The sequence below is a fragment of the Thioclava sp. UBA3469 genome (assembly GCF_002378135.1).
GTDB lineage: Bacteria > Pseudomonadota > Alphaproteobacteria > Rhodobacterales > Rhodobacteraceae > Thioclava > Thioclava sediminum.
Genome location: NZ_DFRG01000068.1, coordinates 54,164 through 55,195 on the forward strand (window position 1 = coordinate 54,164; position 1,032 = coordinate 55,195).

Consider the following 1,032-nt stretch of genomic DNA (forward strand, 5'->3'; position numbering starts at 1 on the left):
CAGATGAACGAGCCGCCCGGCGCGCGTTGGCGGGTGCCGCTGACCGCAGTCTCCATCGCCGAGGATTTCCGCGACCGCGATCACCGCAACGTCCTTCTGATGATGGATAACGTCTTCCGCTTTGTGCAGGCGGGCAGCGAGGTCTCGGGGCTTCTGGGGCGCCTACCCTCGCGCGTGGGCTACCAGCCCACCCTCGCCTCCGAAGTCGCGGAGCTGGAGGAGCGCATCGCGTCCGCCGCCGGGGCCTCGGTCACGGCAATTCAGGCGGTTTACGTCCCGGCTGACGATTTCACCGACCCGGCAGTCACCGCGATTTCGGGGCATATGGACAGCTCTATCGTATTGTCGCGTCAGTTGGCTTCGGAGGGGATTTACCCCGCGATCGACCCGCTCGCCTCGTCCTCGCAACTTCTCGACCCCGAGATCGTCGGGGCGGAACATTTCCAGCTCGCGGGCGAAGCGCGGGCGCTGTTGGCGCGGTTCCGCGAATTGCAGGACATCATCGCGCTTCTCGGCGTCGAGGAGCTGGGCGCGGCCGACCGGCTGGCGGTGCGCCGCGCGCGCAAGCTGCAACGCTTCCTCACCCAACCCTTCGTCGTGACCGAGGCCTTTACCGGCCAGACCGGGCGCTCGGTGCCGCTGGCCGATACGCTGGAGGGCTGCCGCGCGATCCTCGCGGGCGAGGCGGACGACTGGTCGGATCAGTCCCTCTACATGATCGGCGGGATCGACGAGGCCCGCCAGCGAGAGGAGGCGGCAGCATGAGGCTCACCATCGCCACGCCTCTCGAAATCGTCGTCGATGCCAAGGACGTCACCGCGATCCGCGCCGAGGACGAGAGCGGCGGCTTCGGCATCCTGCCCGGCCATGCCGAGTTCCTCACCAGCCTCAGCATCTCGGTCATCTCCTGGGTGGTCGAGGGCCAACGGCACTATTGCGCGGTGAAGGGCGGTGTTCTTATGGTCGAGAATGGAAGCGACGTCTCGGTCTCGACCCGCGCCGCAGTGACCGGCGATCTGCCCGAGCTGGGCG

At 67.6% G+C, this 1,032-nt stretch carries 2 pseudogenes; both read left to right on the forward strand.

Annotated elements, in window-relative coordinates:
- Positions 1-765: pseudogene (locus tag B3D39_RS06115) on the forward strand (F0F1 ATP synthase subunit beta); the annotation flags it as partial.
- Positions 762-1,032 (forward strand): annotated as a pseudogene (locus B3D39_RS06120) (F0F1 ATP synthase subunit epsilon); the annotation flags it as partial. The pseudogenes B3D39_RS06115 and B3D39_RS06120, both read left to right, overlap by 4 nt.